Origin of the sequence: Flavobacterium sp. NKUCC04_CG, assembly GCF_019345525.1 — a bacterium.
Taxonomy (GTDB): Bacteria; Bacteroidota; Bacteroidia; order Flavobacteriales; family Flavobacteriaceae; genus Flavobacterium.
This window is the reverse complement of the sequence record NZ_JAHKRA010000001.1, coordinates 302,557-324,351: the sequence shown is the minus strand read 5'-3', so window position 1 is coordinate 324,351 and position 21,795 is coordinate 302,557. Positions and strand designations below refer to the sequence as shown.

The window sequence follows — 21,795 nt, the reverse complement described above, 5'->3', positions numbered from 1 at the left end:
ATTAACTTATTTTTTCAGGTTTTGAGGTATTATACAGACGGGTATGGGGTTGATTTTATGTTGATTGATTCGATTGAGTCGGGTATAAATTTCAAATACTTCGCGTTCACGTCCGCTTAAATCAGCGGCTGTTACACCTTGTTCTTGAGCAAACATTGCTTTTTCTAGTTCGTCATAATTGGCGCCTAATTGATCTTCATCACTGCGGTCGTCGCCAAACAGTCCGTCGGTCGGTTTGGCATCTATGATGCTCGAGGGGACTTTTAAATAAAGACCTAAGGCGCGAACTTCCGATTTTAGTAAATCTGCAATAGGGCTTAAATCGACACCACCATCGCCGTATTTGGTGAAGAATCCCACGCCAAAATCTTCAATTTTATTTCCGGTGCCTGCTACCAACGCACGTTCCATACCAGCAAAATAATAAAGGGTTGTCATTCGCAATCGCGCGCGGGTGTTTGCCAATGTAAGTCGTAAAGTATCGGAGTCTTGATCTTCTTGAGGAAGTGCCTTTTGCAAAACATCAAAGGTTTCGGTTAAATCGGCCTTGTTGGTGCGTACATTTGAGAATTTGGCTTGTAAAAACGCCAAATGTTCACGGCCTCTTGCCACTTGACTTTCCGCCTGATGTATAGGCATTTCTATGCAAAGTGTTGGTAAACCCGTTAAGGCGCAAAGCGTCGAGGTAACGGCGGAATCAATACCTCCCGAGATCCCAATTACAAATCCCTTTACCCCTGCCGATTCCGCATAGTTTTTTAACCATAAAGTAATGTGTTGAGCAACCGCCTCGGCGTTAAAAATTGGAGTTTTCATAAGGGAATAGATCAATAGTTAAGATTCTATATTATATTTGTAACTAAATACTAAAAAATAACTTCACCAACAACATGATGTGTTTTTCCAAATTTACTAAAATTAATTATTTATTAGCCGGCTTATTGGGCTTTTTTCTCTTTTCTTGTTCAGATAAAAAAGCTTCTGATGCTGCGGTATCTGGTATCTCAACCGATTTTAAGATTGAGCGATTTGACCAATTATTTTACGATACAACTGAAGCCGATTTCCCAGCCTTAAAAAAGCGTTTTCCTTTCTTTTTTCCCGCTCAATTCGACGATAAGTTTTGGATGGAAAAGAAAAAAGACACCTTGTTTGTAGAATTGCATGATGAGGTGCAAAAGAAATTTAAAAACTTAGACCAGTTGAGTGTTGGGTTAACCAGTTTATTTCAACGAATAAAATATTATTATCCCGAAGAAGATCCTAAGCGGGTGATTACCTTGATTTCTGAGGTTGATATCGAATCTAAGGCAATCTATGCAGATTCATTGGTTTTGATTTCGTTAGACACCTATTTGGGGAAAGACCACCGTTTCTATCAAGGATTTCCGGAATATTTGCGAGTGGAATTTGAACCCAATCAAATATTGCCTGACGTGGCTAACGCATTTATTACGACTAAAATACCTCCTTTAAATAGTAAGACCTTGTTGTGGCACATGATTAATCAGGGGAAAATTTTATATGCCAAGGAAATGTTGTTACCCGATGTTTCTCCTGCTGTTATTATGATGTATACCGAGGAGCAGATGAAGTGGTGTGAATTGAATGAGTCGCAAATGTGGAGTTATTTCGTCAATGAAAAACTGATGTTTAGTACAGACTATAAATTGCAAACCCGCTTTATACATCCGAGCCCTTTCTCGAAATATTATTTAGATATTGATTCGGAGTCTCCGGGAAGAACAGGGTCTTGGTTAGGTTGGCAGATTGTGCGTGCTTATATGAAGAATAATGACGTAACTTTGCAAACGCTTTTGCAAAAAGACACAAAAGAAATTTTTGACGAATCTCGATATAAACCAAAAAAGTAAAATGAGCGCAAAACATACTTCTGAAATTAATATTCAGGTAGAATTAGATGAGAATAAAGTTCCTGAAAAATTGAATTGGTCCGCTAAGGATGGAGGAATTAATCAGGCTGTTGCTAAAGCGATGTTGCTGTCTGTATGGGATAGCAATACGCAAGAAACCTTAAGGATCGATCTTTGGACCAAAGATATGCCAGTGGATGAGATGAAGCAGTTCTTTCATCAAACCTTAGTAGCGATGGCGGATACTTTTGAAAGAGCAACTGATGAGGATAAGATGGCCGCAACCATGAGAGATTTTTGCGACTACTTTGCAGAAAAACTCGAATTAACCAAATAAAACCACGCAAGATTTTCAAATTGTCAATACGAGTGGAGATGGTGGTTTTTAAGCATTGTAATGCTGCCGATTACGATTTAATTATAATAAAAAAGAGACTCGCAAGAGTCTCTTTTTTATTAATTACCGTTTTTAAACAGTTCGTGATTGATTTCGTCAATATATTGTAATACATCTTCTTTGCCTAAGCCATCTGTTGCGGAGGTTATAAAGTATTGAGGCATTTCCGCCCAATTGTTTGCTAAAATGGATTTTGTGTAAGCAGCGATGTGTTGTTGTACTTTTGTTTTTCCAATCTTATCTGCTTTTGTAAAGATGATGGCAAATGGAATTTCGCTTTCTCCGAGATAATTGATAAAATCTAAATCGATAGCCTGTGCATCGTGACGAATGTCAATTAAAACAAAAGCAGCGATAAGCTGTTCTCTCCTTTCAAAATAGTCTGTAATAAAACGTTGGAAGGTCGATTTGGCTTTTTTGGAAACCTTAGCGTAGCCGTAACCCGGTAGATCGACCAAAAACCAATTGGAGTTGATTTTAAAGTGGTTGATTAATTGTGTTTTACCTGGCTTACTCGACGTTTTTGCTAAATGCTTCTGATTGGTAAGCATGTTAATCAACGATGATTTACCAACGTTTGAGCGACCGATAAAAGCATATTCCGGTAACATCTCTTTCGGACATTTGGTAACATCTGAATTGCTTATGATAAATTCTGCTGTATTTATTTTCATGCTCCGTTTATATGTTGCGGGTTTTTAACCAGTTTAAGAATATTTCGTTGAATTCGTTCGGGCATTCCATCATAGCGGCATGGCCACACTTTTCAATCCAAAATAAATCAGAATCCGGTAGTAATTCGTGAAATTCTATAGCCACTTCTGGTGGAGTAACTTGGTCGTTTCTACCCCAGATTAAACAAGTCGGAATATTGATCTTCGGCAAGTCTTTTGACATATTATGACGGATAGCACTTTTGGCAATGGTTAGGGTCTTGATCAATTTAATACGATCATTTACCGTTGCAAATACATCATCAACCAATTCTTTAGTTGCAATAGCCGGGTCATAAAATACGTCCTGAGCTTTCTTTTTGATATATTCGTAATCACCGCGTTTGGGATAACTATCGCCCATAGCACTTTCATACAAGCCCGAGCTTCCTGTTAAAACCAATGCCTTAACTTTTTCCGGATACATCTTGGCATGATACAATGCAATATGCCCTCCTAATGAATTACCCATTAAGATGACTTCGGTATAACCTTTAAACGTAATGAAGTCCTTTACAAATTTTGCAAAGGCCTTTACGTTGGTTTTTAAAATGTTATTTGTATATAAGGGCAGTTCTGGAATGACTACTTTATAACCTGCGCTAGGGAAAAAATTGCTCACTCCGTCGAAGTTACTCAATCCACCCATCAAACCGTGAAGTATAATTATAGGAATACCTTCTCCTACCTCATAATAACGGTATTTACTTTCTTCTTTTAAAGTTCGCTCCATGTATAAGTTTATGCGATTTTTAAATCCATACAAATATATAACTTTATAATTTACAATTTTTGATAATTGATGAAAATGAAAAAAAGAAACAAGCTTAAGTCGTAAAATAACCCGTTTTTACCCGTTTTAGTGATAAAGCAAAAACTTATTTTTTGCGTTTTTTTAGATTTTTATTATCCAAAAATGGAACCCTATTAGCGTTTTTTTATGATTTCTAAATGAAGCTCTTACTGTTGTTAATGAGTTGGTTAGCTGTGTTTGGGAGGGAAAAGCGTTAAAGTGGAAAAACTTATCAACAAAGTGGGGGAAAGTGGTAAAAGGTGGTAAAAAAATACCTACATTTGCTATTAAATCAAATCAAATCAACTTTTGACTTCAATAATTGGGACATACGAGTGTAAAATAGACGCCAAAGGACGGGTGTCGGTTCCTGCTTCTCTGAAGAAGCAGCTACCGGCTATAGCCGATGGTTTTGTGCTAAAGCGCTCAGTTTTTGAACCTTGTTTGGAGCTTTGGCCTATGGGTGAGTGGAATTTGATGATGGCAAAAATCAATGGTCTCAACCGCTTTGTAAAGAAGAATAATGATTTTATCCGCAAGTTTATGGCGGGTGTAAAAATGGTTGAAATTGACGATGCTGGACGGTTATTAGTGTCGAAAGACTTGGTGGAGTTCGCAAAAATATCGAAAGACCTGGTTTTGTCTTCCAAAGTGAATATTATCGAAATATGGGATAAGAACTTATACGAAGCGGCATTAAACAATGATGATTTTGATTTTGGTGCCTTGGCAGAAGAAGTAATGGGAAATATGAATTTAGATGAGTAACGAGAACGAGTATCACAATCCGGTTTTATTAAAAGAGAGTGTAGATGGTTTGGCAATCAAGCCTGACGGTGTTTATGTAGATGTAACTTTTGGTGGCGGAGGTCATTCTAAGGAAATTCTAAGTCGATTGGGAGAAAATGGAAAACTATTTGCTTTTGATCAAGATACCGATGCTTTGGAAAATGCAATCGACGATAGTCGATTTACGTTGATCAATCAGAATTTTCGCTTTATAAAAAGATACCTGCGTTTTTATGGTATTAAAGAAGTGGATGGAATTTTGGGTGACTTGGGTGTTTCTTCCCATCAATTTGATGTGGCTGAGCGCGGCTTTTCAACGCGTTTTGAGGCAGAATTGGATATGAGAATGAATCAGTCGGGTGGAATTACAGCTTTTAATGTCGTTAACGAATATACAGAAGCAGAAATCAAAAGAGTTCTGGCAGATTATGGTGAGCTCAACAATGCTGGTGCGATGGCGAGTGTGATAGTTGAAGCAAGAAAGGAAAATGAAATTAAAAATTCAGAACTGCTCAAAGAGATTTTGGCTCGTTTTTTACCGAATCACAAAAGCCATAAAATATTGGCGCAAATATACCAAGCTATCCGTATAGAGGTTAATCAAGAAATTGATGTACTCAAGGAGATGTTGGAAGAAAGTGAGGAATTATTAAAACCTGGAGGAAGGTTAAGCATTATTTCTTACCACTCTTTAGAGGACCGACTGGTTAAGCGTTTTATGAAAAACGGTATGTTTGAAGGAGAGCCGGAAAAAGATTTTTATGGACGATTTGAAGTTCCATTAAAGCAATTGGGGAAATTAATAGTTCCCTCCGCAGAAGAAATACGAATAAATAATCGGGCACGTTCTGCAAAACTAAGAATAGCAGAAAAGAAATAAGGAGGTAGCACATGAAATTAAGTGTATATAATATAATAAGAGCAAAGTACTTAATCGACGAAAGTTCGATGAAAAACTGGCTTTTTATTATTTATCTCATAGTGTTGTCTTTGGTCATGATTGCAAATATTCACTATTATGAAAGTAAAAACTTTCGCATAGCAGAATTGAACCATGAGGTGAAGGAGTTGCGATCAGAATTTGTGGATACGAGATCAGAATTGATGGAATTGAAAATGGAATCTACGGTTTCTGGAAAAATGGAAGAAAAGGGAATTTTCCCTTCTGAGGTTCCGCCGCAAAAGATTAAAGTAGTTCAAGAAGAAAAAAAAGGAATATTTAAGCTATGGCAGTAGATAATAAAAATATCTATATGAATATATACCTCGTCTCCTTAGTCATGGTGCTAATGGTGATTGGGATAGTATATCGACTCGTCAATATTCAGTATGTGGAGGGGGATGAATTACGTCAAAAAGCGAAAGATAATACCGTTAAAAAAGAAGATATTCCTGCCAATCGCGGGAATATTTATTCTGCAGACGGTAGTTTATTAGCGACTTCAATTCCGAATTACACGATTCGTTTTGATGCTATGGCATCCAAACAAGAGGATTTTGAAAAATTTGTAAAACCCTTATCGGATTCCTTATCCGTAATGATGGGTAAGCCGTCCAGTTATTTTGAAGTGTTGTTGAGAACGGGACGAGCAAATAAAAACAGATATGTTTTTATCACTCGTGGATTGAGTTATACCCAATATATACGTATAAAATCATTTCCGTTATTTCGTCTGGGGTCCAATAAAGGAGGGATGATTACGGAACAAAAGACGATACGTGAACATCCTATCGGAAAAATTGCACAGCGAACTATTGGCTATGAACGGATTAACGACGATAAAACCATTACACGTGTTGGAATAGAAGGTGCCTTCTCACAATACCTTAACGGTACAGACGGACATCGAATGATGCAAAGAATGTCGCGTAGTCATTATAAACCGATTAACGACGAAAATGAAGTAGAACCAAAAGATGGTAAAGATGTTGTATCGACCATTGATGTTTATATACAAGATATTGCCCATCATGCTTTATTAAAGCAATTGGAGTATTACGAAGCAGACCACGGTTGTGTTATTGTGATGGAAACCGCAACGGGAGCTATTAAGGCAATTTCAAATTTAGGGCGTTCAGATACTGGGAATTATTACGAAACGGTCAATTATGCCGTAGTTGAAAAACACGAACCCGGGTCAACTTTTAAATTAGCGAGTTTATTGGCATTGCTGCAAGATAAAAAAGCAGATACAGCCACGGTATTTGATACTCATGAAGGCGTTGTGAGTTTTTATAGAAGAAGAGTTAATGATTCCAAAAGGGGCGGTTACGGGAAGATTTCCTTAGCTCGTGGTATAGAGCTTTCGTCTAATACGGTAATTACTCAGGCAGTCAATGAGGCTTATAAAGACAATCCACGTCAGTTTACTAACTATTTGCATAAAATAGGGATGGATAGACCTTTGGGTATTGCTTTAAAAGGAGAGGGAGTGCCTTATATACCAAAGCCTGGTACTAAAGGATGGAGTGGGATTGCTTTGCCTTGGATGGCTTTCGGATATGGTTTGTCAGTGACGCCATTACAGACACTTACCTTATATAATGCTGTGGCCAATAATGGAGAAATGGTAAAACCCATTTTTGTATCAGAAGTGAGAGAATTTAATAAACCCATAGAGGTTTTTGAGAAACAGGTTATCAATCCGCAGATTGCTTCTCCGGAAGTGATTGCGCAAGTTCAAGCCGTTTTGGCCAATGTGGTTAAAAAGGGAACAGGTAGAAAATTGTATTCTCCCAACTTTTCAATGGCCGGTAAAACGGGTACGGCTCAAGTAAATTATGGTGGTGGAAAAGGAAAAGACATGTATTATGCGTCGTCTTTTGCGGGCTATTTTCCTGCGGTTAATCCAAAATATTCGTGTATAGTAGTTATTCATAAGCCCAATAGAGCAAAGAGTTACTACGGAGCCGATGTGGCTGGACCGGTATTTAAGAGGATTGCTCAAAAGATATTTACAGATGTGCCTTTTACCAAAGAGATAAAAAACATAGATGAGGTAATCAAGAATCAAGTTCAGGATTACAACAGTTACTATAGTGAAGCACAAAAAGACACGGCTGTGATGCCTAATGTTAAAGGGATGTATGTGATGGATGCGATTCCACTATTGGAAAATATGGGATTAAAAGTGGTTTCAAGAGGAGTTGGAAAAGTAAAAAAACAGTCTATAGTTGAAGGGCAGCCCATAGAGAAAAATCAAACAATTGTATTAGAATTATCGTGAAACAGTTAAAAGACATATTGTACAAAGTAGGCATCGAATCCGTTTTGGGTAACACCTTTATGGATATTGATCACCTGACTTTCGATTCGAGAGATGTAACAGCTACCTCGGTTTTTATTGCGATAAAAGGAACGCAAGTAGATGGGCATGATTTTATTCAGAAGGCGATTGCTGGAGGAGCTTGTGCTGTTTTATGCGAGGTAATTCCCGCAGAAGTCATTTCGGGCATTACCTATGTGCAGGTACTTGATACGCATTTGGCTGTGGCTCAAATGGCAGATAATTTTTATGATAATCCGTCAACAAAGTTAAAATTAGTTGGTGTAACGGGGACCAATGGTAAAACCACTGTTGCTTCTTTGTTGTATCATTTGTTTACCAATCTGGGATATCAAGTAGGTTTGTTGTCGACGGTTAAAGTAACCGTAGGCAAGGCTGATTTTGAAGCCAGTCATACTACTCCAGATTCCATTGCGATTAATCGTTGGTTGCATAAAATGGTTGAGGCGGGTTGTGAATATTGTTTTATGGAGGTGAGTTCACACGGTATCGTTCAAAAGAGAACGAGTGCTTTGCGATTTGAAGGAGGTATTTTTACGAACCTTTCACATGATCATTTAGATTACCACAAAACCTTTGCAGAATATCGAGATGCAAAAAAGATATTTTTTGATCAATTGCCCAAAACGGCTTTTGCAATAACCAATCAAGACGATAAAAATGGACCAATCATGGTTCAAAACACTACTGCTAAGGTTAAGACCTATGCGTTAAAATCGATGGCAGATTATAGAGCTGCGATTTTGGAAAGCCAATTTTCGGGTATGTTGATGCGAATCAACGGCAAAGAAATTTGGGTTCAATTAATAGGTGATTTTAATGCTTATAACCTATTGGCGGTTTATGCAGCAGCAATTGAATTGGGCGTGTCGGAAGAAGCGGTTTTGGTAGAAATAAGCAAGCTTCAAAGTGTGGCAGGGCGTTTTCAATATATCGTTGTAAATCAAATTACAGCTATAGTGGACTATGCTCATACTCCGGATGCTTTGGACAATGTTATCAAAACCATTAACTCGATACGGACTTATAACGAAACCTTGATTTCGGTAGTTGGTTGTGGCGGAAATAGAGATAAAACAAAAAGACCTGTGATGGCACAAATAGCCACTGAGGAGAGTAATAAAGTGATTTTGACTTCTGACAATCCACGATTCGAAGACCCTAATGAGATTCTTAGAGAAATGGAACAAGGAGTAGAACCACAAAATCAAAAGAAAGTCATGATTATTGAAGACCGAAGACAAGCGATTAAAACCGCCTGTCAATTGGCTCAAAATGGCGATATCATTTTGATTGCAGGTAAAGGGCACGAAACCTATCAAGAAATCGAAGGAGTACGTACAGACTTCAACGACCTTTTGATCGTTAAGGAATATCTAGAACAATTAAGTAAATAATAAAGTATGCTGTATTATCTGTTTCAATATTTAGACCATTTTTTCAAGATTCCGGGAACAGGAGTTTTTCAATACATCACCTTTCGTTCTGGAATGGCGATCATCTTCTCGTTGTTGATTTCGATTATCTATGGAAAGCGAATCATCAATTTTTTGCATAAACAGCAAATAGGTGAAACAGTCAGAGAATTGGGATTAGAAGGGCAAAAAGAGAAATCAGGTACACCGACTATGGGCGGGGTAATTATTATTATTTCAACATTGATTCCAGTATTGTTGTTCGCGAGATTGGATAATATTTATGTCTTATTGCTCATTGTAACCACCCTGTGGATGGGAGCAATTGGTTTTTTAGATGATTATATCAAAGTATTTAAAAAAGACAAAGAAGGTTTAAAGGGACGTTTTAAGGTTATCGGTCAAATTGGTTTGGGTTTGTTGGTGGGTTCGGTATTGTATTTTCATCCGAGTGTAACGGTTCGTGAAACTCCTACCAATGTAGCTGTGCATGCCGAAGTGAGCAAATACGACGTAAAATCGACAGCTACCACTATTCCTTTTTTAAAAAATAATGAATTTGATTACGGTAAAGTTTTGGCGTGGATGGGAGATGGATATGAAAAATTAGCTTGGCTGATATTTATTCCTATTGTAATTTTTATAGTTACGGCCGTTTCCAACGGAGCAAATTTAACTGATGGTATAGACGGGTTGGCGGCAGGAACCTCGGCCATATCCGTGCTGGTTTTGGGAATCTTTGCATTTATTTCAGGTAACGTTATTTTTTCGAACTACCTCAATATTATGTATATCCCCAACTCCGGAGAAATGACGGTGTTTATAGCCGCATTTGTCGGCGCACTCGTCGGGTTTCTGTGGTACAATACTTTTCCCGCACAAGTATTTATGGGAGATACGGGAAGTTTAACCATAGGTGGAATTATAGCCGTATTGGCTATAGCAGTTAGGAAAGAACTATTAATTCCCGTTTTATGCGGTGTTTTTTTAGCGGAGAATCTATCTGTAGTAGTGCAAGTGGGCTATTTTAAATACACCAAACGAAAATTTGGCGAGGGCAGACGAATCTTTTTAATGGCTCCTTTGCATCATCATTTTCAAAAAAAGGGCTATCACGAAAGTAAAATTGTGACGCGTTTCTGGATTATAGCCATTTTATTAGGCATATTTTGTTTGGTATCACTAAAACTGAGATAAGATGAAAAGGCTAGTCATTTTAGGAGGAGGAGAAAGTGGTGTTGGAACCGCCATATTGGCGATTCAACAAGGTTTTGATGTGTTTGTATCCGATTTTGGAAAAATTGCAGACAAATATAAAGTTGTACTCGAGCAACATCAGATCTCTTGGGAAGAACAGCAACATACTGCAGACATTATTTTGTCGGCTGATGTGGTAGTAAAAAGCCCTGGTATTCCTGACAAAGCCCCAATTATTGTAAAAATAAAAGACAGCGGAATTAAAATAATATCTGAAATAGAATTTGCGTATCCGTTTTGTAAACAACCTACTATTGCCATTACGGGTAGTAATGGTAAAACAACAACGACCATGTTAACCGCACATCTTTTAAAAAGAGGGGGTTTAAATGCGGTTGTTGCTGGAAACATCGGGGACAGTTTCGCCAAACAAGTGGCTGAGGACCCGAATAAAACATACGTTTTGGAGTTGAGTAGTTTTCAATTGGATGGAATTGAGGAATACAGACCGCATATTGCAGTTATTACCAATTTGAGTCCCGATCATTTAGATCGTTACCATTACGACTATCAAGAGTATATCGACGCTAAATTTCGAATAACGATGAATCAGACAGTAGATGATTATCTGATTTATGATGCGGATGATGTGGAGATTGCAAAGTGGTTGGCGAACCATAATATAAAAGCAAAGAAAATACCATTTTCTTTGATAAATGAACAGATAACAGGCGCTTATGTAAGCGATGAAAATATAATAGCGAATAGCAACAACGAACAGATCATTATGGCAATTAACGATATTTCTTTAGAGGGTAAACACAACGTAAAGAATGCTATGGCAGCAACTACAGTAGCGCAATTGATGCGAATTAGAAAACAAACGATTAGAGAGAGTTTATCTGATTTTCAAGCGGTAGAACATCGTTTAGAAAAAGTGCTAAAGATTAAAAATGTACAGTATGTCAACGATTCTAAAGCAACTAATATCAATGCCACTTTTTATGCTTTGGAAAGCATGAAAACACCAACGGTTTGGATAGTAGGTGGTGTTGACAAAGGAAATGATTACGACGAGTTGATGTCGTTAGTTCGCGAAAAAGTAAAAAGTATCGTTTGTCTGGGAGTAGACAACGAGAAAATAAAAGCGGCATATAAAAATGTAGTAGATGTTTTTGTAGAAACTACAAGTATGGACGAAGCGGTGAAAATTGCAGCCAAACTTTCGGAAGATGGTGATACGGTTTTATTATCTCCTGCTTGTGCGAGCTTTGATTTGTTTAGCAGTTATGAAGATCGTGGAAATCAATTCAAACAAGCCGTACAAAATTTGTAATTATAATAAAGTATGATGAAGGAAATTCTCTCACATTTAAAAGGCGATAAAATCATTTGGGCATTAGTTTTTCTATTGGCTATGTTTTCGTTTATGCCTGTTTTTAGTGCGAGTACCAATCTTGTCTATACGGTTGGAGCTGGAACGACGACAGCGGGTTATTTGTTTAAGCACTTAGTCCATTTGTCTATCGGAATGTGCGCCTTATATTTTGTACATAGAATGCCTTACCATCGCTTTAGGGCTATTTCTTTTTTTGCGATGATTTTTGTGATTATCTTATTGATGCTTACTGCTTTTCAAGGTAAAACTATTGGAGGTGCCAATGCGAATAGATGGGTCAATATTCCCTTTGTAAACGTAAGTATCCAAACCTCGTCGGTGGCGTCGGTAGTACTTATGGTTTATGTGGCTCAGTATTTGGCTAATTTTGAAAATAAAGTAATCACGTTTAAATCGTCATTAATGTGGTTGTGGGCACCTGTATTTATAGTGGTTGGTCTAATTTTGCCTTCCAATTTATCTACAGCGGCGCTTATTTTTGTAATGGTTTGTATGCTGGTATATGTTGGAAGGTATCCAATTAAATATTTGGCTGTAATCTGCGCTACGGGCTTGGCGGCATTGATGATGTTTTTCTTGGTAGCCAAAGCTTTTCCTTCGGTGATGCCCAATAGGGTTGATACCTGGTTGAGTCGTATCGATAGATTTACGGCGGCAGATCATGAGAATGTAGATGTCTATCAGATCGAAAACGCCAAAATTGCTATTGCAACAGGAGGATTAAGTGGTTTAGGCCCGGGTAAAAGTGTTCAGAAAAACTTTTTACCACAATCGTCTTCGGATTTTATATATGCGATTATCGTAGAGGAATATGGTATGATTGGCGGATTTGCTATTTTATTTGCCTACCTCTGTCTGTTTTTTCGCTTCTTACGAGCTTCGCATAAAGCCCCAACCATGTTTGGAAAGTTGTTGGTGGTTGGATTGGGATTTTATATCATATTCCAAGCGCTGATTAATATGGGTGTTGCGGTAGAATTATTGCCAACCACAGGTCAGACTTTACCCTTAGTAAGTAGTGGTGGAACCTCGATTTGGATGACTTGTATTTCTTTGGGAATCATTCTCAGTGTTACTAAGAAGGAAGAGGAAATCAAATTGGAAGAATTAGAAAAAGAAGAAAAAGAAAAAGCATTACAAGAGCTTTTATTAAAACATATGAAAGAGCAACAATTGGCTTTAGCCGAATTGGATGCGGTTAATGAATCGGATGGTAATCCAATGGATGCTGTTCGAAATAAATAAAGTGATATTGTCGTAAGTACTATAGTTAGTAAGGAACAGTATTTATCAAACGGCGATTGCATTTGACCGAAGTGTAAAAATATTAAATACAAATGGCATCGCCATAAATGCTAATTGATTGGTCGTAAGCGGAACTTATATAAAGGCGATTGCATTTGACCGAAGTGTAAAAATATTAAAGACAAATGGCATCGCCATAAATGCTAATTGATTGGTCGTAAGCGGAACTTATATAAAGGCGATTGCATTTGACCGAAGTGTAAAAATATTAAAGACAAATGAAAGAGAATCCTAGATTTATTATTAGCGGTGGTGGGACAGGTGGACACATCTATCCCGCTATTGCTATTGCTAACGAATTAAAATCTCGATTCTCGAATGCGGAAATCTTGTTTGTTGGAGCACGTGATAAGATGGAGATGCAAAAAGTTCCTGCAGCGGGTTATCCGATTGAGGGTCTTTGGATTTCCGGAATACAGCGTCGGCTCACGGCAGACAATTTGATGTTTCCGATTAAGTTTTTGTCGAGCTTACTGAAATCCAGAAAAATCATCAAAGCTTTTAAACCTGATATGGTGATTGGAACTGGCGGTTTTGCTAGTGGAGCCGTAGTAAAAGTTGCTGCTTCTATGGGGATTCCGACCTTGATTCAAGAGCAAAATTCTTATCCGGGAATTACCAATAAAATGTTAGCTCACAAGGCGGTAAAGATATGTGTGGCTTATGATGGTTTGGAGCGTTTTTTCGATGTGAATAAACTGGTTAAAACGGGAAATCCTGTACGACAAGATTTATTGGAAATAACATCCAAGCGCGAAGAGGCTTTGGTTTATTTTAAGTTAAATCCCGCAAAAAAAACCGTATTGGTGTTGGGGGGGAGTTTGGGTGCTAGACGAATCAATCAATTGATTGAAGAGCAGTTGCCTAAATTAAAACACGAACATTTACAAGTGATTTGGCAGTGTGGTAAATTCTACAAAGACGAGTACCAGCGTTTTGAGTCTAAAGATGTTCGGGTATTGGATTTTATAGATCGTATGGATTTGGTATTTGCTGCGGCGGATATTATTATTTCCAGAGCAGGGGCATCTTCTGTTTCGGAATTAAGCATAGTCGGAAAACCGGTTTTGTTTATTCCTTCTCCGAATGTTGCCGAGGATCATCAGACAAAAAATGCTCAAAGTATTGTTTCTAAAAACGGTGCAATAATGATAGCAGAGCGCGACTTAGACGAAGCTTTTGATAGGCAATTTTACGACTTGTTGCACGATGCAGCGCATCAAGCATTGCTTTCAGAAAACATTAAAAAAGGAGCTTTGCCCAACGCGACAAAAGAAATTGTTGACCAAATTGTAAAATACATAAAGTAGTAAAATGGATATCAATAAGATTAAGAGCGTATATTTTATAGGAATCGGAGGAATCGGAATGAGTGCTCTTGCTCGATATTTTAAAAATATAGGTAAGCAGGTTGCAGGCTATGATAAAACGCCTACACAGCTTACTGATGAACTGATTGAGGCGGGAATAGCTATTCATTTCAACGATGATATAGCTCAAATCGACAAAGCGTTTTGCGATGCAGAAACTACCTTAGTTGTAGTTACTCCTGCAGTGCCAAAAGCACATTTGGAATGGAACTATTTTATTGAAAATAAATTCACCATTCAAAAGCGAGCGGAAGTACTGGGCATTATAACCAAAGATACGTATTGTTTTGCCGTTGCGGGAACGCATGGTAAAACGACTACATCGAGTATATTAGGGCATATCTTATATCAAAGCGGCTTAGACGTTACAGCCTTTTTGGGAGGTATAGTCGAGAACTATCAAACCAATTTAATTGGTGATGGTAAAACGGTAACGGTTGTAGAAGCGGATGAATTTGATCGTTCGTTTTTAAAATTGTATCCGGATATGGCTTGTATTACTTCTACAGATGCTGATCATTTGGATATTTTTGGTACCCAAGAAGAAATGTTGATTTCGTTTCGTGATTTTGCCGATAAAATTACCGACAAAAACAACTTTTTTAGAACCCCTCAGGTGAATCTAGAAGGGAAAACGGTAGCCGTTTTAGGTGAAGCAGATTTTGAAGCTAGAAATATTAGAATTGACAACGGCTGGTATGTGTTTGATATTAAAACGCCTACCGAGCTTATAAGTGATGTTCGTTTTGCTTTGCCAGGACACCATAATATTTCCAATGCGTTATTGGCCTTTGCTATGGCCTATACTTATGGAGTGGCTTCGGATAAAATTACAGCGGCTTTAGCGAGTTTTGAAGGAGTTAGGAGACGATTTTCATATAAAGTTAGAACACCTGAAAAGGTGTATATCGACGACTATGCGCATCACCCAACTGAGATTAATGCTGTTTTTCAGGCGGTTTCAGAATTGTATGTAGGGCGTAAGGTTTTGGCTGTCTTTCAACCGCATTTATACAGTAGAACTCGCGACTTTATGGATGGTTTTGCCGCTAGTTTATCTCAATTTGAGCAGGTAGCTTTATTGGATATTTACCCAGCTCGTGAGTTGCCTATGGACGGAATAACTTCGGCGGTATTGTTAGATAAAATTACAGCAAAAAACAAGTATTTGGTAGCTAAGGAGGATTTGATTTCATTCATTTTAGAGTCAGATGCTGAGATTATAGTAACGATTGGAGCAGGAGATATAGGTGAAGAAGTAGCTAAAATTAAAACTGCGATTGAAGAAAAATTAAAGATTAAATAAATAGTTAAAAAAAAGAGGTTTTGATAAAGTTTTTTAAGAAAATAAAATGGAATGATATCCGCATTTGGCTGGTCTTTTTTGCGATGATTTTCCTGTTTTCGTTTTCGAATAAGCGCAATGAAGCCAGAGAATTGGGGCGAATTGAGGTTAGATTCCTTGATAATAAGGGCTTTTTTGTGACTTCAGAAGTGGTTAATAACTTGTTGATACAATATTTTCCAAGAACTTCTAATATTCATAAATCTATATTAGATTTGAATAGGTTGGAGCTTGAACTGTTGAAGCATGATATGATTGCTGAGGCTCAAGTTTACACAACAGTTGATGGGGTTTTAATGGCAGATGTGCTCCAGAAAGTAGCCATAGCCCGAGTGAGCTCAGATAGGGGTACTCATTACCTTGATACTAAGGGGGATGATATGCCGATGTCTGAAAGTTTTTCGGCGCGAGTACCGGTGATTGAGGGGGTCGTAAATGATGCAAACAGGAAAAATATAACTCGAGTTTTAACAGCCATAAGCGGGGATGATTTTTTAAAAACAAGTATAACTGGGATTGTTATTCAGCCCGATCAGACGTTGATCATGAAGAATAGAAACCACAATTTTGATATTTTGTTTGGACGTTGTGATGAAGTAGAGCGCAAATTTGCCAATTACAAGGCCTTTTTGCACTATGCACAAAACGATACCCTAATCGATAGTTATAAAACAATAAATCTCAGATTTACCCAACAAGTAGTGTGTACCAAATTTTAGAATATGAAAAAAGATAATATAGCGGTAGGATTAGATATTGGAACGACGAAAATCGTTGCCATGATAGGAAAGAAAAACGAGTATGGTAAACTCGAAATCCTAGGACTTGGAAAAGCGAAAAGTTTAGGGGTAAAGAGAGGTGTGGTTAATAATATTACGCAGACCATTCAATCCATTCAAAATGCCGTGGCAGAAGCAGAAGCTTCTTCGGGTTATAAGATAAAGAATGTGGTTGTTGGTATAGCTGGGCAACATATTCGTAGCATACAGCACAGCGACTATATCAGTCGTTCCAATCCCGATGAAGTCATCGGTGATAAGGATATTGAAATGTTGATCAGTCAAGTTCAAAAGTTAAGCATGCTACCTGGGGAGGAAATTATTCATGTATTGCCGCAAGAATTTAAAATTGACGGTGAAGCAGGTATAAAAGAGCCTATAGGAATGTATGGTGCTCGTTTAGAAGCTACCTTTCACGTAGTGGTAGGGCAAGCGGCATTGATAAAAAATGCGGGTCGATGTATTAAAGATGCCGGACTGGAATTGTCGGGTATTACTTTAGAGCCTTTAGCTTCTGCAGAGGCTGTTTTAAGTCAAGAAGAAAAAGAGGCAGGTGTGGCCTTAATCGATATCGGTGGAGGTACTACAGACTTGGCTATTTTTAAAGATGGAATTATCAGACATACGGCTGTGGTTCCCTTTGGAGGAAATGTTATAACAGAAGATATAAAAGAGGGTTGTTCGATTATTGAAAAGCAAGCAGAGTTGTTAAAAACGAAGTTTGGATCGGCTTGGCCTGGTGAGAATAAAGATAATGAAATTGTGTCTATTCCTGGATTAAGAGGAAAAGAGCCTAAAGAAATATCGTTAAAAAACCTGTCGAAAATCATTCATGCCCGTGTAGAAGAAATTGTACAATTGGTATTTGCAGAAATTAAAACCTATGGATATGAAAATCCTAGAAAAAAATTAATTGCAGGAATCGTTTTAACAGGAGGTGGTTCAGAATTGAAACACATCAAACAGTTAGTAGAATATATTACGGGTATAGATACTCGAATAGGGTATCCAAACGAGCATTTGGCAGGAGACTCTGAAAAAGAAATCTCAAGCCCTCTATTTGCAACTGCTGTAGGTTTAGTTATGGAAAGCGAAAAAAATCAAACTCAAGGTGCGATTTCTATGCAAGAATTTAACGACACCAAAAAGCAACACAATCCGATGCAGTTTAGGGAAACAGAACGTGTAGAAAGGGTAGTAGACCATCAAGATAATCATTTTGAGTCCCTATCATCGACCGAGCCTGTAACTGTTGAAGAGATAGTGAAGCCTAAAAAAGAAGTAGAAACAGTGTCTACTGCAGACAAATTTAAAAATGGATTTTTGTTTCATTTCTATAACAAGATTAAGGAATTTATTGATAAGTCAGAATAAAAACGCTACGTATGGAGAATACAGATTTTGAAAGTATAAAGTTTGATTTACCTAAAAATCAATCAAACGTAATTAAAGTAATTGGAGTAGGTGGAGGCGGAAGCAATGCTATTAATCACATGTTTAAGCAAGGGATTAAAGGAGTTGATTTCGTTGTCTGTAATACCGATTCACAGGCGTTACAAAACAGTACCGTACCCAATAAAATTCAGTTGGGAATTAATCTGACAGAAGGTTTAGGGGCAGGTGCCAATCCAGAAGTGGGTCAGCAATCCGCTTTAGAAAGTATCGAGGAAATTGAAAAAATGTTGGATGTTAACACCAAGATGGTTTTCATTACTGCAGGTATGGGTGGAGGAACTGGTACAGGAGCAGCGCCGGTAATCGCACAATTGTCTAAAGAGAGAAACATTCTTACGGTAGGTATCGTAACAATTCCGTTTCAATTTGAAGGAAAAGTTCGTCAAGAACAGGCTTTAAAAGGAGTGGAGCGTTTGCGTAAAAATGTGGATTCACTGATTGTTATCAATAATAATAAACTAAGAGAAGTTTACGGAAACTTAGGTTTTAAAGCAGGGTTCTCTAAAGCAGATGAAGTTTTGGCAACAGCCTCTAGAGGTATAGCTGAAGTAATTACCCATCACTATACGCAAAACATCGATTTAAAAGATGCCAAAACCGTCTTGTCTGACAGTGGTACAGCAATAATGGGATCGGCTATTGCATCTGGGGAGACTCGTGCAAAAGATGCTATTGTTGAAGCGTTAGATTCTCCGTTGTTAAACGACAATAAAATCACAGGCGCTAAAAACGTCTTGTTATTGATTGTTTCTGGAACGAATGAAATTACTATAGACGAAATTGGAGAGATCAATGATCATATTCAAACCGAAGCCGGTCATAATGCAAACATCATTATGGGGGTTGGTGAAGATGAGTCTTTAGGAGAATCGGTAGCAGTGACAATTATTGCAACGGGTTTTAATGTAGAACAACAGAAAGTTATAGTTAATTCTGCTGAAGAGCGCGTAATTGTTCATGCTTTAGAGGAAGAGCAAAAAGTAGTAAGAGATTTATCTCAAAAAAACTTACCATCTTTTAATTTTTCAACTCCAGAAGAACCTTTGACCAATCAAGTGACGGCTGAAATTTCTGAGGAAAAAGTAGTTTTTGGTTTAGATGATCATCACAACCCGAATGATTCAGATGATCAGGGAGGTTTTGATGTTGAAAAAAAAACAATAGCGGAAGTTAATGTATCTGAAAACGCACCAGCTGATTTAGATGTTTTTTTCGAAATAGTTACTCCTGCAACTGCTCCAGAGGCAAATACACAGGAAGATAAAAGTAATAGAGGTGTTCGCGATTTAAGAGATTTACATGTAGTAGAACCGGAGTTCGTTATCTTTAAGAAAGCGGAGCCCGTAATTCGCGACAAATTTGAATTTGATTTCGATATTCCAAAACAAGAAGTTGTTGAAGAAGAGCCGGTTTTGTTTCATTTTTCGGAAGAGGTAAATCAAATTAAGGTTAATGAAGCGAAGCATATTATTTCTTCACTTTCATCGGAACAACGTTCGCAAATCATTACCAAAGCTCCGGAAGAAGTAGTTCGCTACTCCTTGGAAGACTATATGGAAATCGAGAATGAGTTGTTGAATTCCAAAAGTAAAAAGCCTGCAGTACAAGAAATAGAAGAAACCTTTTCTTTTAGTATCCGTACGGCAGAAGAATTGATTCCTATGGACACCAACGATTACGAGGAAATTTCTCCAGTAGAAATGTCTATTGAGGAAATGTTGAGAAATCGTACGGAAGAACGTAAGAAAAAGATGAAGGATTTTAATTACAAATTCAATAACGCCAATACGCAGTTAAACGATTTGGAAAAAGAGCCGGCATACAAGCGTATGGGGGTTGATTTAAGCGCACCTACTAGAGACGGTTCACAATCGAGAATGTCTTTGGGAACGGATAGTAATAACGACACTCAGTTGCGTTCAAATAATTCTTTTTTACATGATAATGTCGATTAGTTAAAAAAATAAATTATACTAATAACCCGATAAAAGGCTTCCTTTCTTCGGGTTATTTTTTTATATTTGCCCAACAAAAAAGCACCTAATTATGAGTTTACAAGCAAAAATCATGGACGCTATGAAAAGCGCAATGAAAGCAAAAGATACCGTTGCCCTTGAGTCATTAAGAGCAATTAAATCAGAATTGTTATTAGCTCAGACTCAATCAGGAGCTAAAGAAGAATTATCAGCAGATGAGGAAATCAAAATCCTTCAGAAGTTGGTAAAACAAAGAAAGGATAGTGCTGCTATTTTTACCGAGCAAGGTAGAGCTGATTTAGCAGAACCGGAAATCGCACAGGCAGCTGTTATAGAGCAGTTTTTACCAGAGCAGTTATCTGATGAAGAAGTTGGACAAATGATTACTAAAATCATAGCGGAAGGCGGATTTGCAGGTATGGGGTCTATGGGACAAGTGATGGCATTGGCAACTAAAGAGGTTGCTGGTAGAGCAGATGGTAAAACAATTTCTACATTGGTAAAACAACTTTTAACGAAATAAAAATAAGAATGACTGCGTAGTTCAATTGGATAGAATATCAGATTTCGGCTCTGAGGGTTGGGGGTTCGAACCCCTCCGCGGTCACATTTTAGAAGTCTCACGGAAACGTGAGGCTTTTTTTGTTTAAAATTAATTGTATTCATTGCGATCTTTAGGTAATTGGAATCAAATCTGACGGCAAATACTAACTATCGCAGGATTCCAAATAGGCAAATAACCACTTATTTAAAAAAGTCAAGTTATCAGTATGAAGATATTTGGAGTGTCGGAATGAATTTTAATAATGGTGAAAACATAGATGATCCCGAACTTGAGTTATTCAAGCTTAGTGGGTTTGATGGAATGACATGGAGTCGAAATGAATTTACTTCTTGCAACTTGGGCAGGGCGTTCGATTGGTCGACTTGAAAAAGGAGGCTATAGAATAACAGTCATAGATAAATTTCAGGAAAAACGTTTTGGTGGTAGAAATGATTTCGTTCAGCTGGGCGATGATGGAATATACGCTTTCAGCCCATGTACAAACCTTGTGTTTGCGGATAATGACAAAAAACGCTATATATCTCAAGGTATGTTATTCCATATCTAAATGCTGTATTAATGTTTTTTTTGCATTGACATCAGTTTAAGTACTCAAACACTGCGGTATTGGTTTCTCTCACTATATATATTATTTACAGCGAAATAGTAATCCATGATTTTATATATATAATAATAGTCCAATAATGCAATTGTGATCTTTTTTTTAATACAGATTATAGCTAATACCCAGATTTGTTTTGTGTTTACTGAAGACACTGTGATCATTACCTTTTATCATAGCGATTTATATAATAAAAACCTTTTTTAATTGGATTATTGCTAAGTAAAATACCCTAATTTTTTGTTTTTAAAACGGGTAATTTTAGGAAATAATTTATTTTTTATTTTCCGAAATTTTTTTTTCGCTGTTTTTGGGCATTCTACCTAGGCTAAATAGTGAAGATGTTGCTGATTATATCAGGATTGAGTTCGGTGAAAATTAACATTGAAGCCTTGGTTATTTCAATTTGATTTAAATAGGAAAGAAATATTTTTATTGAAATATTTCTTTGTGAAAATATATAAATAAAAATATTTTTTAGTTTTTATCGCATTAAGTATAATTATTCGGCTTTTTTTAAAACGAACTTTATTTA

Annotated in this window: 20 protein-coding genes and 1 tRNA gene; 18 read left to right on the top strand and 3 right to left on the bottom strand. The window is 37.3% G+C overall.

All coding sequences use genetic code 11. The features are described 5' to 3' along the window. Positions 1 to 6: 6 nt before the first annotated feature. On the bottom strand, positions 7 to 816 hold the full coding sequence (gene nadE, locus KO524_RS01320; protein WP_219288413.1) for an NAD(+) synthase: 810 nt from the start codon (positions 814 to 816) through the stop codon (positions 7 to 9). 74 nt (positions 817 to 890) lie between these two features. Here nadE and gldB point away from each other — a divergent pair, with 74 nt between their 5' ends. After that, the gene (gldB, locus tag KO524_RS01315) at positions 891 to 1,874 is read left to right on the top strand and encodes a gliding motility lipoprotein GldB (protein ID WP_255555086.1); all 984 of its coding nucleotides are present in this window, start codon (positions 891 to 893) and stop codon (positions 1,872 to 1,874) included. A 1-nt stretch (position 1,875) separates the two neighbouring features. Then, complete coding sequence (gene gldC, locus KO524_RS01310) at positions 1,876 to 2,211, top strand: gliding motility protein GldC (protein WP_219288411.1); 336 nt, start codon at positions 1,876 to 1,878, stop codon at positions 2,209 to 2,211. 119 nt (positions 2,212 to 2,330) lie between these two features. Here gldC and yihA read toward each other — a convergent pair whose 3' ends face one another. Both yihA and KO524_RS01300 read right to left on the bottom strand, forming a co-directional pair. After that, positions 2,331 to 2,945, bottom strand: a complete 615-nt coding sequence (yihA, locus tag KO524_RS01305) for a ribosome biogenesis GTP-binding protein YihA/YsxC (protein ID WP_219288409.1) — start codon at positions 2,943 to 2,945, stop codon at positions 2,331 to 2,333. 7 nt (positions 2,946 to 2,952) lie between these two features. Next, positions 2,953 to 3,717, bottom strand: coding sequence for an alpha/beta fold hydrolase (locus tag KO524_RS01300; RefSeq protein WP_219288407.1), 765 nt, complete (start codon positions 3,715 to 3,717; stop codon positions 2,953 to 2,955). Positions 3,718 to 4,086: 369 nt separating this feature from the next. Between KO524_RS01300 and mraZ the strand changes: the two genes are divergently transcribed. From mraZ to KO524_RS01220, 16 genes are all read left to right on the top strand, one after another. Continuing rightward, complete coding sequence (gene mraZ, locus KO524_RS01295; RefSeq protein ID WP_219288405.1) at positions 4,087 to 4,545, top strand: division/cell wall cluster transcriptional repressor MraZ; 459 nt, start codon at positions 4,087 to 4,089, stop codon at positions 4,543 to 4,545. Continuing rightward, on the top strand, positions 4,538 to 5,446 hold the full coding sequence (rsmH, locus tag KO524_RS01290) for a 16S rRNA (cytosine(1402)-N(4))-methyltransferase RsmH (RefSeq protein WP_219288403.1): 909 nt from the start codon (positions 4,538 to 4,540) through the stop codon (positions 5,444 to 5,446). The genes mraZ and rsmH overlap by 8 nt, the downstream gene beginning before the upstream one ends. An 11-nt stretch (positions 5,447 to 5,457) precedes the next feature. Then, complete coding sequence (locus KO524_RS01285) at positions 5,458 to 5,802, top strand: FtsL-like putative cell division protein (RefSeq protein WP_219288401.1); 345 nt, start codon at positions 5,458 to 5,460, stop codon at positions 5,800 to 5,802. After that, positions 5,793 to 7,793: a penicillin-binding protein gene (locus KO524_RS01280; RefSeq protein ID WP_219288399.1), complete on the top strand. Its 2,001-nt coding sequence runs from the start codon at positions 5,793 to 5,795 to the stop codon at positions 7,791 to 7,793. The genes KO524_RS01285 and KO524_RS01280 overlap by 10 nt, the downstream gene beginning before the upstream one ends. After that, positions 7,790 to 9,250: a UDP-N-acetylmuramoyl-L-alanyl-D-glutamate--2,6-diaminopimelate ligase gene (locus KO524_RS01275; RefSeq protein WP_219288397.1), complete on the top strand. Its 1,461-nt coding sequence runs from the start codon at positions 7,790 to 7,792 to the stop codon at positions 9,248 to 9,250. Before KO524_RS01280 ends, KO524_RS01275 begins: the two co-directional genes overlap by 4 nt. A gap of 6 nt (positions 9,251 to 9,256) precedes the next feature. Continuing rightward, positions 9,257 to 10,465: a phospho-N-acetylmuramoyl-pentapeptide-transferase gene (mraY, locus tag KO524_RS01270; protein WP_219288396.1), complete on the top strand. Its 1,209-nt coding sequence runs from the start codon at positions 9,257 to 9,259 to the stop codon at positions 10,463 to 10,465. Between the two features lies 1 nt (position 10,466). Next, on the top strand, positions 10,467 to 11,801 hold the full coding sequence (murD, locus tag KO524_RS01265) for a UDP-N-acetylmuramoyl-L-alanine--D-glutamate ligase (protein WP_219288394.1): 1,335 nt from the start codon (positions 10,467 to 10,469) through the stop codon (positions 11,799 to 11,801). Positions 11,802 to 11,816: 15 nt separating this feature from the next. Continuing rightward, positions 11,817 to 13,109 carry an FtsW/RodA/SpoVE family cell cycle protein gene (locus tag KO524_RS01260; RefSeq protein ID WP_219288626.1) on the top strand — a complete coding sequence of 431 codons (1,293 nt, stop codon included), beginning with the start codon at positions 11,817 to 11,819 and terminating at the stop codon, positions 13,107 to 13,109. 278 nt (positions 13,110 to 13,387) lie between these two features. Next, positions 13,388 to 14,479: an undecaprenyldiphospho-muramoylpentapeptide beta-N-acetylglucosaminyltransferase gene (gene murG, locus KO524_RS01255; protein ID WP_219288392.1), complete on the top strand. Its 1,092-nt coding sequence runs from the start codon at positions 13,388 to 13,390 to the stop codon at positions 14,477 to 14,479. Between the two features lie 4 nt (positions 14,480 to 14,483). After that, the gene (gene murC / locus KO524_RS01250; protein ID WP_219288390.1) at positions 14,484 to 15,845 is read left to right on the top strand and encodes a UDP-N-acetylmuramate--L-alanine ligase; all 1,362 of its coding nucleotides are present in this window, start codon (positions 14,484 to 14,486) and stop codon (positions 15,843 to 15,845) included. 20 nt (positions 15,846 to 15,865) lie between these two features. Beyond that, positions 15,866 to 16,603 (top strand): cell division protein FtsQ/DivIB, encoded by a 738-nt coding sequence (locus KO524_RS01245; RefSeq protein WP_219288388.1) that lies wholly within the window; start codon positions 15,866 to 15,868, stop codon positions 16,601 to 16,603. A gap of 3 nt (positions 16,604 to 16,606) precedes the next feature. Next, the gene (gene ftsA, locus KO524_RS01240) at positions 16,607 to 18,037 is read left to right on the top strand and encodes a cell division protein FtsA (RefSeq protein ID WP_219288386.1); all 1,431 of its coding nucleotides are present in this window, start codon (positions 16,607 to 16,609) and stop codon (positions 18,035 to 18,037) included. A gap of 11 nt (positions 18,038 to 18,048) precedes the next feature. Next, positions 18,049 to 20,073, top strand: coding sequence for a cell division protein FtsZ (ftsZ, locus tag KO524_RS01235; protein ID WP_219288384.1), 2,025 nt, complete (start codon positions 18,049 to 18,051; stop codon positions 20,071 to 20,073). A gap of 91 nt (positions 20,074 to 20,164) precedes the next feature. Continuing rightward, positions 20,165 to 20,617, top strand: coding sequence for a GatB/YqeY domain-containing protein (locus tag KO524_RS01230; RefSeq protein ID WP_219288382.1), 453 nt, complete (start codon positions 20,165 to 20,167; stop codon positions 20,615 to 20,617). Between the two features lie 10 nt (positions 20,618 to 20,627). Beyond that, positions 20,628 to 20,701: transfer RNA gene (locus KO524_RS01225), tRNA-Arg, on the top strand. 274 nt (positions 20,702 to 20,975) lie between these two features. After that, on the top strand, positions 20,976 to 21,206 hold the full coding sequence (locus KO524_RS01220) for a hypothetical protein (protein ID WP_219288380.1): 231 nt from the start codon (positions 20,976 to 20,978) through the stop codon (positions 21,204 to 21,206). The last annotated feature ends 589 nt before the right edge of the window (positions 21,207 to 21,795 follow it).

Coding starts and splice junctions, on each gene's coding strand:
- nadE (WP_219288413.1), bottom strand. CDS start 816: ATGAAAACTCCAATTTTTAACGCCGAGGCGGTTGCTCAACACATTACT.
- gldB (WP_255555086.1), top strand. CDS start 891: ATGATGTGTTTTTCCAAATTTACTAAAATTAATTATTTATTAGCCGGC.
- gldC (WP_219288411.1), top strand. CDS start 1,876: ATGAGCGCAAAACATACTTCTGAAATTAATATTCAGGTAGAATTAGAT.
- yihA (WP_219288409.1), bottom strand. CDS start 2,945: ATGAAAATAAATACAGCAGAATTTATCATAAGCAATTCAGATGTTACC.
- KO524_RS01300 (WP_219288407.1), bottom strand. CDS start 3,717: ATGGAGCGAACTTTAAAAGAAGAAAGTAAATACCGTTATTATGAGGTA.
- rsmH (WP_219288403.1), top strand. CDS start 4,538: ATGAGTAACGAGAACGAGTATCACAATCCGGTTTTATTAAAAGAGAGT.
- KO524_RS01285 (WP_219288401.1), top strand. CDS start 5,458: ATGAAATTAAGTGTATATAATATAATAAGAGCAAAGTACTTAATCGAC.
- KO524_RS01280 (WP_219288399.1), top strand. CDS start 5,793: ATGGCAGTAGATAATAAAAATATCTATATGAATATATACCTCGTCTCC.
- mraY (WP_219288396.1), top strand. CDS start 9,257: ATGCTGTATTATCTGTTTCAATATTTAGACCATTTTTTCAAGATTCCG.
- murD (WP_219288394.1), top strand. CDS start 10,467: ATGAAAAGGCTAGTCATTTTAGGAGGAGGAGAAAGTGGTGTTGGAACC.
- KO524_RS01260 (WP_219288626.1), top strand. CDS start 11,817: ATGAAGGAAATTCTCTCACATTTAAAAGGCGATAAAATCATTTGGGCA.
- murG (WP_219288392.1), top strand. CDS start 13,388: ATGAAAGAGAATCCTAGATTTATTATTAGCGGTGGTGGGACAGGTGGA.
- murC (WP_219288390.1), top strand. CDS start 14,484: ATGGATATCAATAAGATTAAGAGCGTATATTTTATAGGAATCGGAGGA.
- ftsA (WP_219288386.1), top strand. CDS start 16,607: ATGAAAAAAGATAATATAGCGGTAGGATTAGATATTGGAACGACGAAA.
- ftsZ (WP_219288384.1), top strand. CDS start 18,049: ATGGAGAATACAGATTTTGAAAGTATAAAGTTTGATTTACCTAAAAAT.
- KO524_RS01230 (WP_219288382.1), top strand. CDS start 20,165: ATGAGTTTACAAGCAAAAATCATGGACGCTATGAAAAGCGCAATGAAA.
- KO524_RS01220 (WP_219288380.1), top strand. CDS start 20,976: ATGAATTTACTTCTTGCAACTTGGGCAGGGCGTTCGATTGGTCGACTT.